Below are 14,313 nucleotides of genomic sequence, written 5' to 3'. Positions count from 1 at the left end.
GATCAAACAGAAGTATGTACGAAATGGGCGATGCGTTCGGCCGCCTGCACGCAGTCGGCCAACGGCGCCACCAGGGCCAGGCGGATGCGGCCCTGTCCCGGATTCACGCCATGCGCTTCGCGCGCCAGGAAGCTGCCCGGCAGCACGGTAACACCGGTACGGCCGTACAGGTCGCGCACGAAGGCGGTATCCGAGCCCGGCGTGGCCGCCCACAGGTAGAACGAGGCTTGCGGCCGCGAGACGTCCAGCACGTTCTGCAGGATCGGCAGCACGGCCTCGAACTTCTCGCGGTACAGGCGGCGGTTGTCCTTGACGTGGGTCTCGTCGGTCCAGGCGGCGATGCTGGCGGCCGACACCAGCGGGCTCATGGCGCTGCCATGATACGTGCGGTACAGCAGGAAGCGGCCGATCAGCGCGGCATCCCCGGCCACGAAGCCCGAGCGCAGCCCCGGCACGTTGGAACGCTTGGACAGGCTGGAGAACGCCACCAGGTTGCGGTAGTCGTCGCGGCCCAGGCGGCGCGCCGCCTGCAGGCCGCCCAGCGGCGGATTGCCTTCGTCCAGGTAGATCTCGGAATAGCACTCGTCGGAGGCGATCACGAAGCCGTAGCGGTCCGACAGGGCGAACAGGTCCTTCCATTCGTCCAGCGACATGACGTTACCGGCCGGGTTGCCCGGCGAGCAGACGAACACCAGGCGGGTCTTTTTCCAGATGTCTTGCGGCACCTGGTTCCAGTCGCAGGCGAAATTGCGCAGCGCGTCGGCGTTGACGTAGTAGGGCGTGGCGCCGGCCAGCAGGGTGGCGCCTTCGTAGATCTGGTAGAACGGGTTGGGGCAGATCACCACCGATCCGGCCGACGGATCGATCACCGTCTGGGTGAAGGCGAACAGGGCCTCGCGCGAGCCCAGCGCCGGCAGCACCTGGGTCTCGGCATCGGGCGCCGGGATGCTGTAGCGCCGCGCCAGCCAGTCGGCGATGGCCCGGCGCAGTGCGGGATCGCCCTTGGTTGACGGATACACCGACAAGCCGCCAAGATGATCGCGAATGGCCTGCCCCACGCGCTCGGGCGCGGCGTGCTTGGGCTCGCCGATCGACAGGTTGATGGGCGTCAGGCCGTCCGGCTGCGCGCTGGCCGAGGCCAGCAGGGCGCGCAATTTTTCGAACGGGTAGGGGTGCAGGGCATCGAGGCGCGGATTCATGACGCAAGATTTTAACAAGCAAGCTACAATAGCGGGCTTGGCTTAACGCGAAGGTGGCGAAATTGGTAGACGCACCAGGTTTAGGTCCTGACGCCGTAACAGGTGTAGGGGTTCGAGTCCCCTCCTTCGCACCAACCCCATTCAGGCACTGATCTGGCGATACGCCGGCAGCAGTGTCCCCCAAACCCCGAGACATCCTTGTGTCCCGGGGTTTTTCATTTGGCGGGCCATCTGCCGCTCTTGAATCCCCGTATTGAGGGCCGGAGCCCCGCGCCGGACCCAGCGCCGGACCCAGCGCCTGTACCGCCGATCCCCTGCTTGTTATAAAGAGCCCTGAAGCTTTTCTTGTCGAGCGAGGATAAATGTTGTCGATTCAAATGCTTAGCCGCGGCGGCCTGTTGTTGCTTGTCGCGCTCCTGTCCGGCTGTTCCTCCTCGTCCATCAATCCCTGGTCTTCGCCCGCTGCCCCCGGTTCCGGCTCCGACTCGTCACGGGTCAGCCTGGAATGCCGGGTCAGCCGCAGCAGCTGCATCTATGAAGGCAAATACGAGGCGGGCGAGCGTGACTATGCCGAAGACGAGGCCAAGCGCTTGAATCGGGCCGAAATGGAACGGTTGCGCCGCGCTTTCGGCGGTTGAGCCGGGGGGGTGAAAATGCCCGCCGGCTGGCGGGCGTTGATGCCGCCATCGGCGGCGCGCCGCATGCGGCGCCTTCGGAAAGGTCGAAGGCGGGGCCGGCGCTCAAGCGGCCGCGGGGGCGGTGGCTTGCGGCTTGCCGTAGAACACCCGAGCGCAGACCACGCCGCTTATCAGTCCGGGCACGCCGCCCAGGAACAGCGGAAAGCCCAGTTCGGACAGCGTGTTCTCGCGCACGGCGAAGCCCGCGAGGAAAACGAAGGCATAGAGACCGCCCAGCAGCCCCGGCCAGCAATACGAGCGCCATGTCACGACGGCGGGCCGGCAGGCGCCCGTCACCAGGCCGCACAGCAGCGCGGGCACGCCGCCGTACAGGTACGACCAGGGCACCAGGAAGACCGACGTGAACAGCGATTCCAGGCTCATCGCGGCGGTGGCCAGAAACAGCGCGAACACCAGGGTGCCTACGGGGGGACCCAGCGCGGCGAACAGGGCGGCGCCAGCGGCGCCTGCGCGGGCAATGTCGCCGCGCGTCTTGCCAGCGGGCCGGCGCACGATGCGCCACGTCAGCACGCCCAGCGACGCGGCGGCCAGCACACATACGGATAACAACAGCACGGCGTGCCTTTCAAGTGTCGGTGGGTCGGTTGGGGAACAGGTTCAATGACAGGATGGCATCGGGATAGGTCGCCAGCAGCATCCCCGACAGGTGGCCGTGCAAGGCGCCGAACAGCGGCCAGCTCAGCGCCTCGCTGCCGGGCAGCAGGTCCAGCAGCATCAGCTGGCCGGTGCGCACGGTGCCGACGAAATAGGCGCGTTCGTCATGCTGGCCGGTGGGCGTGGCGCGATAGATCTTGGTGGCTCGGCCGCTGTCGTCCTTGCGCCAACTGTTGCCGCTGGTCGTGGCGCGGGCGCCGATGGGGGCGATGTCCGCCTGGATGGTTTCCCAAAGGGCGCGGGCGTTGGCGGCGTATACGACGATGGTCATGGTGGGCGCTGTCCTATGCGAAAAATTGGGAACGCGAGGCCGGGCACGGCAAAGTTACCAACGTGGCCGTGGCACGGCAAGCGCCGGCGCGTTGCGCCGCGGGCTCAGTCGCCCGCCAATTCCCGCAGTTCGTCGGCGCGGTTGATGTTCAGCAGCATCGGGCAATACTCATACATGGGTGAACCGACATGCGCCCCGGCCAGCGCGCAATGGCCGTTGCGGTACGCCAGCCAGGCCTTCTGGGTCTGTTCCAGCTTGGCGGCGTCGTCCGGGTAGTCGATGGCCAGGCGTGCCTGGACCCGGGCGTAGAGCGTGTTGATTTCACGTTTGGCCGCCGCCGAGACGCCTTCTGCGCAGGCGCCGACGGTGCCGTTGTTGGTGACGCCGGCATCGCGCAGGCAGCGGTCGTACTGGCCCATGTAGTCCGGTGTGGAGGCGCCCAGGACCAGGGCGGGAGACAGCATCAGGGAAAGCGCGAGGGCGTGTCGGATCATGGTGGCGCGAAGGTGGAAGTGAACGGATCGGGTGCGCTGGAAGTGGCGCGCAGCGCAAGCATACCGCCAGTCCCGGCTTGGTGTTTTCCCGGTTGACACTATGCTGGATAGTCCATAAAGTCACTCGCACAGATCTAGATAAAAGACCATCTGTAAGATGGTCTTTTATCGCGCGCACGCTGCGTCGACCTCTTACAGAAATAATTCCAAGAGGAGACCGCCGTGCAATCATTACCCGTCAAGCTGCGTGGCATCGACGATGTCATCGCGTATATCGATTCATGTCCGGGCATCGTCGGCCGGGCCGGCCTGATATGGTGGCTCGCCCTGGGCGGATTGTTCCTGGATGCGTTCGCCAATTCCGCGCTCAGCGCGGGCCTGGGGCCCATGACGCGCGACCTTGGCCTGAGCGCGGGCCAGGTCGCGTTGATGACGTCCTTCGCGTCCTGGGTGGCCATCGCCTTCAATCCCATCGGCGGCTGGATGGCGGATCGCTGGGGCCGCATGCGGCCTCTCATCACGGCCAAGCTGCTGGCGCTGATCGGCGCGCTGCTGGTGGTGTTCGCGCCGTCGTTCGACGTCATCCTGGCGGGCCGTTTCTTCGTGGGCGCGGCCTACGGCATCGACTTCGCCATCGCGATGGCGGTGCTGGCGGAATTCACGCCCGTCAGGCTCAAGAGCCGCCTGAACACCTGGCAGGGCATGTGGTACACGGCGGTCTGCTCCAATCTGCTGCTGGCGCTGCTGTTCCATTCATGGGAAGTGGGCGACGCGATCTGGCGCTATTCGGTCGCGGCCACCGCGGTGTTCGCGCTGGCCATCCTGGTGCTGCAACTGCGCTACATGGTCGAAAGCCCGATCTGGCTGGCGCGCAAGGAGCGCGTCGACGAGGCGGCCGTGGCGATGACCCGCATCTACGGCCAGCCGTTCACGGCGGCGCCGCCGCACGAGCGCGTGCCGGTGGTCAACCAGGCGCGGCGCGGCCTGGCCAATGTGCTGCTGATCTTCCGCGGCGTGTACCTGCCGCGCACGATACTGGCGGCCACGGTGCAGATCGGCCAGTCCATCCAGTATTTCGCGGTGGGCTGGTACCTGCCGCTCATCAGCGCGGCACTGTTCGGCAAGGACTTCGTCTACGCCACGGTGGGCGCGCTGGTGTTCAACATCTTCGGCATCTTCGGCGGCTTCATGTCGCCCTACATCGGTCGCAAGCTGGGCCTGCGGCGCGCCTCGGCGTTCGGCTTTGCGGCCGTCTTCCTGATGCTGCTGATCCTGGGCACCTTCCACGGCAAGATGCCGTTGTGGCTGGCGGTGGCGGTGCCGTCGCTGTTCATCCTGTTCCATTCAGGCGGTCCGGGCGCCAACGGCAAGAGCCTGTCGTCGCTGTCGTTCCGCGGTGAATTGCGGGCGGGCGCCAACGGGGTCATCGGCGCGCTCGGCTCGATCGGCGCGGCGGTTGGCCTGCTGGTGTTCCCGCTGTTCCGCGAAAGCTATGGCCTGGAGAAGACCTTCCTGATCCTGTCTGCCGTCCCGCTGGCGGCCAGCATCATCTGCTTTGCCATCAAATGGGATCCCACCCGCAGCGGCATCAATCCGGACAACGAAGCCGGCGCGCCGCAGTTCAAGGGGGACGAGAACCTGCCCGCGCTCGATCCGGCGCTGGGGAAAACCGCAAGATGACGCACGGAGACAACATGTCGAACAACGTGATCCTGGCCATCGACGCCGGCACCTCGGGGACACGCGCCGCCCTGGTGTCGGGCGACGGCCACGTGTCGGGCCAGGAATACCTGGCCCTGCAGGTCGATACGCCGCGCCCCGGCGTGGTCGAGCAGGATGCCGATGCGATTCTCGAAAGAACGCTGCAGGTGTGCCGCAAGGTGATCGCGCAGGCGCGTCGCGACGGCCAGGCCATCGTGGCGTTGGCATTGGCCACGCAGCGCGCCACCGCGGTGCTGTGGGATACCGCCACGGGCCGCGCGCTGGTGCCGGCCATGGTGTGGCAGGACACGCGCTATGTCGATGAACTCGATCGCCTGGCGCCCGCCTGGAACCCGCGCCTGCTGGAGCAGGTGGGCCGCCCGGCCGGTGTGCGTTCGCCGTATCTGTGGGCGGCGCGCCACCTGCGCGATTCACCGGCCGTGGCACAGGCCTGGCGCGAGCGCCGGCTGGCGTTCGGTACCGTCGACACCTGGCTGCTGTGGCATATGTCGGACCGCCGCGAATGCGTGACGACGCCCACCAATGCCACCTCGGCCGGCGCCTATGTTTTGTCCGGGCACCGCTACTACCTGGACTGGATCGACGCGCTGGAGTTTCCGCGCGAGCTGCTGCCGGCCTTGCGCCAGGAAGCCGACGATTTCGGCCAGACGCGCGCGGACCTCCTGGGCCTTGCCGTGCCGATACGGGCGTCGGCCGGCGACCAGCACGCGGGCGCGGTGGGCCTGGGCTGCCTGGATCGCGGGCAGGCGATGTGCGTGCATGGCACGGGCAGTTTCGTCGACCTGATCATCGGCCCCGAGGCGCCCGTCAACAGCGGCCGCTACGAAGGCTCGCTGACGATGACGGCGCGGCGCCAGGACCAGGTGTCGCATTTCGCGGTCGAGACCTTCGTCGCCACCACCGGTTCGGCCTTGAACTGGGTCTGCGACAAGCTGAAGTGGTTCAGGAACGCGCAGGAGATCAGTGAACTGGCCGCCACCGCGCAATCGGCGGGCGGCGTGACATTCATCCCGGCCTTGACCGGGTTGCGCGTGCCGCGCATGGCGGCCGGCGCGCGCGCCTCGCTCACCGGCATCTCCATGGCTACCACGCAGGCCGAAGTGGCCTACGCGATCCTGGAAGGCATCGCCCATTCGGTGGCCAGTTGCATCGAGGCGGACGAGGAAGTATCGGGCGTGCAGGTGTCGGAACTGGTGGTGGGCGGAGGCCTGTCCAGCAGCGATCCGTTGCTGCGCATCCAGGCGGACCTGCTGGGGATACCGATCCGCCGCATGCAGGAGGCCGATCGCGCCAGCCTGCGCGGCGCGGCGTTCCTGGCGGGGGCGTCGGGCCTGCTGTGGCCATCGTTGCAGGCCGCGCGCCAGACCGCCGCCACCGATGCGGTATTCCAACCCACCCTGGCGGCCGAGGCCCGCGCCCGCCGCCGCGCGCTGTGGCATTCGCGCGTCGAATCCGAACTGGCCCACGCGGGCCTGTATTCCCAGGACAAGCAGGAGGCATTGCGGACATGATCGGGTTGCCATCGAGAAAGCCCAGGAAGGATCGGGCCGGCATGACCCGCGGCGAACCGTTGCGGCTGGCGCGGCAGGAACAGGCGGACCGGCTGGGCGGCGAACACTTCGACATGCTCATCGTCGGCGGTGGCATCACGGGCGCCTACGCGGCGCTGGACGCCAGCCTGCGCGGCTACCGCGTCGCGCTGGTCGAAAAGGACGACTTCGCCTCGGGCACCTCGTCCAAGTCGTCCAAGATGGTGCATGGCGGACTGCGCTACATCGAGCAGGGCAACCTGGGCCTGGTGCGCCATTCCCTGCACGAACGCCAGCGACTGCGGCGCAACGCCCGCCACCTGGTGCAGCGCCTGCCGTTCCTGTTTCCGCTGCTGGAACGCGACGGCGTCTTCGACAAGCGGCTGGCCAAGGCGTTCGAGAGCCTGCTCTGGACCTACGACCTGGCCGGCGGCTGGCGCGAGGGCATCCTGCACCAGAAGCTGACCCCCGAGGAAGTGCTGTCGCATTGCCCCACCTTCAAGCAGGACGGCCTGCTTGGCGGCTTCCTGTATTTCGACGCGCGGGTCGATGACGCGCGCCTGACGCTGGCGGTGGCGCGCACCGCGGCGTTCCACGGCGCGGCGGTGCTGAACCACGCCCGGGCCATTGAAGTCACGCGCGACACGCATGGCAAGGTCGACGGCGCCATCGTGCACGCCGGGCAGGCCGAGATCCGCGTGCGCGCCAGCGTGGTGATCATGGCCACCGGCGTCTGGCTGCGCGACTGGAACGGCAGCCGCAAGGGCGATCCCCAGGCCTTGCACATCCGCCCCGCCAAGGGCGTGCACGTGGCCGTGCCCTGGCTGAAGGTGCGCAACGACTGCACGGTGACGATCCCGGTGCCGGGCCGCAGCCGCCGCGCCACCATCACGCGCTGGGGCAATGTCTCGTACCTGGGCACCACCGACGAAGACTACGCGGGCGACCTCGACGATGTCCATTGCACCCGCCGCGAACTCGATTTCCTGCTGGAAGGGGCGCGTTCGGCGCTCAAGACCGACCTGCGCGCCGAGGATGTGGTGGGCAGCATCGCCGGCTGCCGGCCGCTGGTCGCGCCGCCGGGCGGCAAGACGCTGGAGATCAAGCGCAACCACGAAATCCGGATCGCGGCCGATGGCCTGGTCACCATCGTCGGCGGCAAGCTGACGACCTCGCGCCACATGGCCGAGCAGACCATCGACGCCGCGCAGAAGGTGCTGGGGCGCAAGGCGCGCTGTGTCACGGCCAGCGCCTTCCTGCTGGGCGCGGCCGGCTACGACCCGCAGGCCATCGTGGCCTCGGGCGGCCTGTCCGCGCACCTGGGCGAACGCTATGGCACCGAGGCGCGCTTCGTCAGCGACCTGATGCAGCAGACGCCGGCGCTGGCGGCGCCGCTGGTGCCGGGGTTGCCGTACACCGAGGCCGAGGCGCTGTACGCCGTGCGCCACGAGCTGGCGGCCACGGTCGAAGACGTGCTCTCGCGCCGCATGCGGGCAAGGCTGATGGCGCGCGACGCCTCCGCCGAGGCCGCCGAACGCGTGGGCAAGATACTGCAGGCCGAACTGGGCCTGTCCGACGCCGCGGTGGCGCAACAGGTGCGCAGCTACCGCGCCGCCATCGAGCATGAAAAGTCCGTACTAATGGGAGACGACTCGTGATCAGTAAAGAAGCTATCAAGCGCGGCTACAACCGCGGCAACTACGTAGTGGGCGCGCACACGCCGCCGGCCTACGCGGCGGGCCTGACGCAGGCTGGCACCGAGCCGGGCCTGCAACGCGATCCCGTGTCCGTATCGGCCGCGCAGGTCGAGGCGCTGCGAGCGGCCGCCGACGAGGTGTTGACCACCACCGCCGACGCCGTGGCCTGGACGCGCGATTGGTGGGCCGGCTCGATGATGACCGAGACCGCCGGCCGCCCGGCCACGCCGCACGCGGTGATCGTCAAGGTGTCGACGGTGGAGCAGGTGCAGGCCGTGATGCGCATCGCGCACGCGGCCGCCATTCCCGTCACCGTGTCGGCGGGGCGCAGCAACGTCACCGGGGCGGCGCTGCCGCTGCGCGGCGGCATCGTGCTGGACGTCTGCCAGTTGAACCGCTTCATCGGGATTGACCGCGAAAGCCAGATCGTCGAGGTCGAGGCGGGCATGTTCGGCGACGTGTTCGAGCAGGCCATCCAGCGCGAGCATGGCTTGACCATGGGCCATTGGCCGTCCTCGTTCGGCATCAGCACCGTCGGCGGCTGGGTCGCATGCCGCGGCGCGGGACAACTGTCCACGCGCTACGGCAAGATCGAGGACATGGTGTTCGGCATGGACGTGGTGCTGGCCGATGGCAGCCTGATCACGGTGGGCGGTTATTCGCGCGCGGCGCTGGGCCCCGACCTGCTGCAGCTGTTCATCGGCTCCGAGGGCACGCTGGGGGTGGTGGTGCGGGTCCGCCTGAAGCTGCATCGCCTGCCCGATTACGGCCGCGCCATCGCCTACGGCTTCGAGACCTTCGCGGCCGGCCTGGATGCCTGCCGCCAGATCATGCAGCGCGGCGCCAACCCCGCCGCCTTGCGACTGTACGACGCGCTGGAAAGCGGCGTGCAGTTCAACCGGCCCGACCTGAACGTGCTGCTGGTGGCCGACGAGGGGCCGCGCCCGATCGTCGACGCGGTCATGGGCATCAGCGAAGAGGTCTGCCGCGAATCCGGCGTGGCGCTGGATGGCAATGAGGTGTTCGAGCGCTGGCTGGATACGCGCTACCTGACCGGCAAGAGCGCCGAAGGCTTCAAACGCAGCCCCGGCTTCGTGGCGGACACGCTGGAGATGGCGGGGCGCTGGAGCGACCTGTCCGCCATCTACGACGAGGTCGTTGCCGCGGTCAATGCCGTGCCCGGCACGCTGGCCGGTTCGGCGCACCAGTCGCATGCCTACGTCGATGGCGCCTGCCTGTATTTTTCGCTGCGCGGCGAGGTCGCGGTCGACGAGCGGGCACAGTGGTATCGGCGCGCCTGGGACGCGGCCAACGCGGTGTTGATCAAATACAATGCCGCGCTCAGCCACCACCATGGCGTGGGCCTGCTGCGCTCGCCCTACATGCGCGAATCGCTCGGGCCGGCCTTCGCCGTGCTGCATGCCGTCAAGCAGGCGCTGGATCCGCACAATATCCTCAACCCCGGCAAGCTCGGCCTGACGGACGAAGGCCCCTACGATCAAGGCAGGCGATAACATGGACAGGTCACTCGGCGCATGCCTGGCGCGGCATCCGGTCATTGCCACGCTCTACGGACCGGAGCAGGTCAACGCCTTCGTCGGCAGCGTGGCCGAGATCGGCATCGTCGCCAATGTCGAGCTGCGCCGGCTTGCGCCGGTGATCTCCGCCCTGAACCGGGCGGGCAAGTACGTCATTGTCAATATCGACAGCTGCGAAGGCCTGTCGCAGGACAAGGGCGGCGTCGAATACCTGGCGGACATCGGCGTGGCGAGCCTGGTGTCGACCCGTGTGGCCACCATCCAGCGCGCCAACCGCGCCGGCATGGTGACGATGCAGAAGGTGTTCGTGACCGACCGCTCCACCTGGCCGCGCAGCGTCAAGGCGCTGGAGCAGAGCGATCCCAACCTGGTGCAGATCATGCCGGCGCCGATGCTGGCCCACATGGCGCCGCAGGACCTGAAGGCACTGCCGCCGATCGTGGCGTCGGGCTTCGTCTGCAACCAGGCCGACGTGGCGGCCGCATTGCGCCAGGGCGCGGTGGCGGTGTCGACCAGCGACGTCGCGTTGTGGAGCGTGGACCCCAGAACGCCGCGATGAGCGGGGCTCGCGCGACGCCGGCCGGCCCGATACCGGCCGACATCGTCAAGCAACGTCAAGAATCGCGCGGAATTTGCATTGCTTTGAAATCGTAACGCCCGCGCCGCGCTACCTTCGCGTTTTCAATCGCGGAGGGCGAAACATGTACCCACTATCCAAGCGCTGCGGCGCGGAATTCTTCGGCACCTTCTGGCTGGTGCTGGGCGGCTGCGGCGCGGCGGTGCTGGCGGCGGGGTTTCCGCAACTGGGCATCGGCTTTGCCGGCGTCGCGCTGGCGTTCGGCCTGACGGTGCTGACCATGGCGTTCGCCGTCGGCCACATTTCGGGCGGGCACTTCAATCCCGCGGTCACGGTCGGCCTGGTTGCCGGCGGGCGTTTCCCCGCCCGCGAAATCCTGCCCTACGTGGTGGCGCAGGTGCTGGGCGCCATTGCGGCGGCCGCGGTGCTGGCGGTGATCGCCAATGGCCAACAGGGCTTCGACCTGCAGGCCAGCCGTTTCGCCGCCAACGGCTTTGACGCCTATTCGCCGGGCAAGTACTCGATGGCTGCCGCGCTGGTCACCGAAGTCGTGATGACGGCCGGTTTCCTGTTCGTGATCCTGGGCGCGACCTCCAAGCGCGCGCCGGCCGGCTTCGCCGCGATTCCGATCGGCCTGGCGTTGACGCTGATCCACCTGGTCAGCATTCCGGTCACCAACACCTCGGTCAACCCGGCGCGTTCGACCGGCCCGGCGCTGTTCGTGGGCGGCTGGGCGCTGGAGCAGCTGTGGCTGTTCTGGGTGGCGCCGATCGTGGGCGCGATCATCGGCGCGATCGCCTATCGCCTGGTGAGCCAATCGGAAGCGCAGCCCTGAGGTGATGATGCGCCCGCCGGACGGGTCGACCGTCCGGTTGCGCTCAATCCGCTTCGGGCAATTGCGCCAATTGCGCGTCGCTGGGAAATCCCCGGGTGCGGTAGCGCGCCGGATAGAGATCTTCGGGTTCGAGCAACGGCGCCAGCACCGGCGCCGCCTGCTCCCAGCTGACAACCCGCACTTCGCCGATATCGTCGTTGGCCTCCGGGCGCACCAGCGCCAGCCGGTCGACCTTGGGCAGGGAGGTGTCCACGCCGCGCGTCCAGGTCGCCAGCGAGAACGACGTGGCGGAATCGTCGTTCTGCATGAACAGATTGTAGGTGGCGACGAACACATCGATGCCCCGTTCCTCGTGCAGGCGGTCCAGCGCTTCCTTCTGCGCGTCGTAATCGCCCTGCGCCAGCACTCGCGCCAGGTGCGCCTGCAGGTGGATGATGCGCTCCTGGCGCGGCAGGTAGCGTTCGACGCCGGTTTCGCCATAGTGGTACATGTATGGCGACACCGGGCGGCCGTGGGCCACCACCTGCTGGCTCAGTTCCATCATCTTCAACAGGCCGGCGTCGTCGTTGTCGCCGCTGACCAGCAATAGATCCCGCGTGGGCATCATGAACACCGGACGCCCGCGGACCGCGACGCGTTCCAGCATGTCCGGCAGCAGCGCGCGGCTGATGTCGTAGCCGTCTTCCCAGGCCCCGCCATGCACGCCCGGCGCCACTTCCACGAAGTGGTCGGCCGAGTCACGCAGGTTGTCGATGGCGATGGCCAGCGACTGCTCGAACGACAGGCCCCAGTCGGCATCGGGGCCGTTGGTGAGCGTGGCGATGGATTCCGGATGGTCTAGCGCCAGCAGCACCACGCAGTCGTCGCCGAACGGCCGCAGGGCGGGGCGGAAGTCGGTGTCGTTGCCGTCCGTGCGCAGGTGGTGCATGCGGATCGCCTCGATCATGGCCCGGGCCCGGATCACCGGCCGCAGCAGCGGGCGGGCCTCGGCCAGCGAGGCCGGCCTGGCCTGGTCGCTGGTCAGCAGGGTCGAGACATAGCCCTGCAACGCGCCGTGGCGCTGGCCGCTTCGGGCTTCGCAATAGGCGTTATAGGCGTTGTGCAGGTTGAAGTACGAGCCTTCGCCGTGAAGCAGCCGGAATTCATCCGCTTTGTAGTCCAGCGTGCCGGTGTAGCCCCGCTGCCGGACGGCGTCGATGAAAAGCCGGGCGAACTGGTCTTGCGTGGGCTTGCGCCGGAACAGCGAGTCGAGTAATCCCATGCTTTTCCCGGGCCTTGCGGCCGCTATGCGGGCCCGCCGTGCAGTCGCGGCGCGCCCAGCCTGAACCAGGCCTTGGCGATCTGGCCGTCGCGCACTTCGTAGATCGCGACGACGTCGACTTCACCGCGGCCGTCGGCGAAGTTGCGGGTGACGACTTCCTGGTCCACCACCATGTCGCCGTTGACCATGCGATGGACCAGCCTGCCGTGCAGATCGGGTTCCTTGAAACGTTCGAGGTGACGTTCGCGGACCTGGGCGCTGCCACGCGCCAGCAGGGTGTCGGGGAACGCGTAATACTCGCAGTCCTGCGCCCATGCCGGCATGAAGGCATCGATGTCCCGGGCATTGTAGGCGTCCAGCTGGCGCTGCACGACATCGGCCGGCGAGGGCGAGGGCGCGGGCCGCGCGGCGCGTTCGGCGGCCTGCTGGCGGATGCGCGCTTCGGTATCGGCATCCAGCAGCCGGCGGATCTCGCGGAACAGCGGCAGGGCATCGGTGTGCTTGCGGCCGTAGTCCAGGTTGAACGCGTAGTCGAAGTCCGGCGCGTTGGCGCCCTGGTTATGTTGCAGCAGCGTCTCCAGCTTGTCCATGGCCTTGACGGCGCGGGCTTCGGGCGAGGCGGCATTCTCGTAGTCGTCCCACAATGCCAGCAACCGCTCGCGCGCCGGGGCATCGAGCGGGCTGGCCAGTTGCAGCAGGTCCAGCCGTTCCTGGGCGCCCTTGCCGGCGCCGGGGGACTGTTGCGTCGCCGGAATGTCGCCGTGGATGGCTTCGCCCAGGTCATGGATCACGCACAGGCGCAGGATGCGGGTGAAATCCAGGTCCGCCAGGTCTTCCTCCAGCATCATGGCCATGAGGCAGAGGCGCCAGGTGTGTTCGGCGGTGCTTTCCTGGCGTCCGCCCGAACTGCGGGCGCTGCGCAGCACGTCCTTGAGCTTCTCGGCTTGCCGCAGGAATTCGAGTCGGCGGGACAGGGTGTCGGTGTCCATGAATCAGGTCGTCGTAAGTCCGTTGTCAATACGCTCGCGGGTATCGTCCCCCGTCAGCGAGTGTATCTTGCGTTCGTCCCGACCGCGCGGATCGGACGGCGCAGCGCCGCGGCGGCGCCACATGGCGTCCTGTCGCCGGACCGAGGCAAAAAAGCGGCGGCGGCGGCCGGAACCGGGGTGGGCAGGTTGTACATTACGCACTATTACCTGCTTCATCCCTACAGGACAGCCCCATCATGACCGCCCCGGAAGTCATCATTTCGCCCTCGATCACGTGCGCCAACGACCAGCCTTTCGTGCTGTTCGGCGGGATCAACGTGCTGGAATCCAAGGACCTGGCGCTGCGCGCCTGCGAGGAATACCAGCGCGTGACCACCAGGCTGGGCATTCCCTACGTGTTCAAGGCGTCGTTCGACAAGGCCAATCGTTCCTCGATCCATTCCTACCGGGGGCCGGGGCTGGAAGAGGGCATGAAGATCTTCGAGGCGGTCAAGCAGAACTTCGGCGTGCCGGTGATCACCGACGTGCACGAGCCCTGGCAGGCGGCGCCGGTGGCGGAGGTCGCGGACATCCTGCAGTTGCCGGCGTTCCTGGCCCGCCAGACCGACCTGGTGGTGGCGCTGGCCAAGACCGGCCGCGTCGTCAACATCAAGAAGCCGCAGTTCCTCAGTCCTACCCAGATGCTCAATATCGTCGAGAAATTCACCGAGGCCGGCAACCAGCAGATCATCCTGTGCGATCGCGGCACCAGCTTCGGCTACGACAACCTGGTGGTGGACATGCTGGGCTTCGGGGTCATGAAAAAGGTGACAGGCAACCGGCCCGTGATATTCGACGTCACCCATGCCC

The 14,313-nt window shown here is 67.7% G+C and carries 14 protein-coding genes, 1 tRNA gene and 1 pseudogene; 9 read left to right on the top strand and 7 right to left on the bottom strand.

Annotated elements, in window-relative coordinates; translation table 11 throughout:
- Positions 1–2: 2 nt before the first annotated feature.
- On the bottom strand, positions 3–1,199 hold the full coding sequence (gene dapC, locus DK459_RS08170; protein ID WP_006386214.1) for a succinyldiaminopimelate transaminase: 1,197 nt from the start codon (positions 1,197–1,199) through the stop codon (positions 3–5).
- Positions 1,200–1,246: 47 nt separating this feature from the next.
- Here dapC and DK459_RS08165 point away from each other — a divergent pair.
- Positions 1,247–1,333 (top strand) — tRNA-Leu (locus DK459_RS08165).
- A gap of 228 nt (positions 1,334–1,561) precedes the next feature.
- Positions 1,562–1,837 (top strand): hypothetical protein, encoded by a 276-nt coding sequence (locus DK459_RS08160; protein WP_006386213.1) that lies wholly within the window; start codon positions 1,562–1,564, stop codon positions 1,835–1,837.
- A 102-nt stretch (positions 1,838–1,939) separates the two neighbouring features.
- Here DK459_RS08160 and DK459_RS08155 read toward each other — a convergent pair whose 3' ends face one another.
- The 3 genes from DK459_RS08155 to DK459_RS08145 all read right to left on the bottom strand — a co-directional run bounded on the left by DK459_RS08155 (position 1,940) and on the right by DK459_RS08145 (position 3,316).
- Complete coding sequence (locus tag DK459_RS08155) at positions 1,940–2,452, bottom strand: hypothetical protein (protein WP_053499299.1); 513 nt, start codon at positions 2,450–2,452, stop codon at positions 1,940–1,942.
- A 10-nt stretch (positions 2,453–2,462) separates the two neighbouring features.
- Positions 2,463–2,822 (bottom strand): hypothetical protein, encoded by a 360-nt coding sequence (locus DK459_RS08150; RefSeq protein WP_020928346.1) that lies wholly within the window; start codon positions 2,820–2,822, stop codon positions 2,463–2,465.
- Between the two features lie 104 nt (positions 2,823–2,926).
- Positions 2,927–3,316 (bottom strand): lysozyme inhibitor LprI family protein, encoded by a 390-nt coding sequence (locus DK459_RS08145; protein ID WP_053089434.1) that lies wholly within the window; start codon positions 3,314–3,316, stop codon positions 2,927–2,929.
- A gap of 222 nt (positions 3,317–3,538) precedes the next feature.
- Between DK459_RS08145 and DK459_RS08140 the strand changes: the two genes are divergently transcribed.
- The 6 genes from DK459_RS08140 (at position 3,539) to aqpZ (ending at position 11,214) form a co-directional block, all read left to right on the top strand.
- Positions 3,539–4,996, top strand: a complete 1,458-nt coding sequence (locus DK459_RS08140; protein ID WP_006386209.1) for a nitrate/nitrite transporter — start codon at positions 3,539–3,541, stop codon at positions 4,994–4,996.
- On the top strand, positions 4,993–6,549 hold the full coding sequence (locus DK459_RS08135; protein WP_370445589.1) for an FGGY family carbohydrate kinase: 1,557 nt from the start codon (positions 4,993–4,995) through the stop codon (positions 6,547–6,549). Before DK459_RS08140 ends, DK459_RS08135 begins: the two co-directional genes overlap by 4 nt.
- Positions 6,546–8,225 (top strand): glycerol-3-phosphate dehydrogenase/oxidase, encoded by a 1,680-nt coding sequence (locus DK459_RS08130; protein WP_070541288.1) that lies wholly within the window; start codon positions 6,546–6,548, stop codon positions 8,223–8,225. Before DK459_RS08135 ends, DK459_RS08130 begins: the two co-directional genes overlap by 4 nt.
- Positions 8,222–9,778 (top strand): FAD-binding oxidoreductase, encoded by a 1,557-nt coding sequence (locus DK459_RS08125; protein ID WP_024069447.1) that lies wholly within the window; start codon positions 8,222–8,224, stop codon positions 9,776–9,778. Before DK459_RS08130 ends, DK459_RS08125 begins: the two co-directional genes overlap by 4 nt.
- Position 9,779: 1 nt before the next feature.
- Positions 9,780–10,361 (top strand): glycerol-3-phosphate responsive antiterminator, encoded by a 582-nt coding sequence (locus DK459_RS08120; protein ID WP_006386205.1) that lies wholly within the window; start codon positions 9,780–9,782, stop codon positions 10,359–10,361.
- Positions 10,362–10,503: 142 nt separating this feature from the next.
- Positions 10,504–11,214 carry an aquaporin Z gene (gene aqpZ / locus DK459_RS08115; RefSeq protein WP_024069446.1) on the top strand — a complete coding sequence of 237 codons (711 nt, stop codon included), beginning with the start codon at positions 10,504–10,506 and terminating at the stop codon, positions 11,212–11,214.
- A 43-nt stretch (positions 11,215–11,257) separates the two neighbouring features.
- Here the strand turns inward: aqpZ and DK459_RS08110 are convergent, their stop codons facing one another.
- From DK459_RS08110 to DK459_RS30950, 3 genes and pseudogenes are all read right to left on the bottom strand, one after another.
- Positions 11,258–12,475, bottom strand: coding sequence for a hypothetical protein (locus DK459_RS08110; protein WP_054436808.1), 1,218 nt, complete (start codon positions 12,473–12,475; stop codon positions 11,258–11,260).
- Between the two features lie 23 nt (positions 12,476–12,498).
- Positions 12,499–12,846, bottom strand: a complete 348-nt coding sequence (locus DK459_RS30955) for a nuclear transport factor 2 family protein (RefSeq protein ID WP_233256789.1) — start codon at positions 12,844–12,846, stop codon at positions 12,499–12,501.
- A gap of 48 nt (positions 12,847–12,894) precedes the next feature.
- A pseudogene (locus DK459_RS30950) lies at positions 12,895–13,464 on the bottom strand (HD domain-containing protein); the annotation flags it as partial.
- Positions 13,465–13,700: 236 nt separating this feature from the next.
- Between DK459_RS30950 and kdsA the strand changes: the two are divergent.
- The coding region (gene kdsA / locus DK459_RS08100) for a 3-deoxy-8-phosphooctulonate synthase (protein WP_110134671.1) at positions 13,701–14,313 on the top strand (613 nt) is incomplete at its 3' end.

This window comes from Achromobacter sp. RW408 (assembly GCF_003184165.1).
Classification (GTDB): domain Bacteria; phylum Pseudomonadota; class Gammaproteobacteria; order Burkholderiales; family Burkholderiaceae_B; genus Achromobacter; species Achromobacter xylosoxidans.
Note: the sequence above shows the minus strand (reverse complement) of the source record. Positions and strands in the feature narration are given on the sequence as shown.